The sequence below is a fragment of the Neisseria sp. SLRRB23 genome, from assembly GCF_050896295.1.
GTDB lineage: Bacteria > Pseudomonadota > Gammaproteobacteria > Burkholderiales > Neisseriaceae > Neisseria.
Genome location: NZ_JBPBFH010000182.1, coordinates 1 through 379, shown reverse-complemented (window position 1 = coordinate 379; position 379 = coordinate 1). Strand labels below are relative to the sequence as shown.

1 pseudogene is annotated in these 379 nt (G+C 50.7%); it reads right to left on the bottom strand.

Going from position 1 to position 379, the window contains the following annotated elements:
• Positions 1 to 137: 137 nt before the first annotated feature.
• Positions 138 to 257, bottom strand: a pseudogene (locus ACRPFF_RS11840) (squalene/phytoene synthase family protein); the annotation flags it as partial.
• Between the last annotated feature and the right edge of the window lie 122 nt (positions 258 to 379).

Sequence of the window (379 nt, the reverse complement as noted above, 5' to 3'; positions counted from 1 at the left end):
AGGGCATCACAAAGCAACAGGGGAATGCCTTGCTGCTGATCTAGGATATAGCTGCTCAAATCCACGATATGGCAAAAATTGCTGCCGGATTGGGCTTCTACGGAACAAAGCTCAAAAGGGTTCAGTAACCGTTCCAAAAGTAGAAGCGCAAGACCCATTTTATCCGCGTATTCCAGCGTTTTGCCGTCTGAAAACCCCAAAATCCGCGCAATCAGGCAGCCGACCACGCCCGCGACGCGGCGGCAAACCAGCCGCAGACGGATTATTTGGTCAAATTCGGACCGTTTTGGGTGCAGATTTTTGGTTTTCTGGGACTGTATGATGTCTATGCTGTCTCTTATACACATCTCCGAGCCCACGAGACTCGACGTCATCTCGT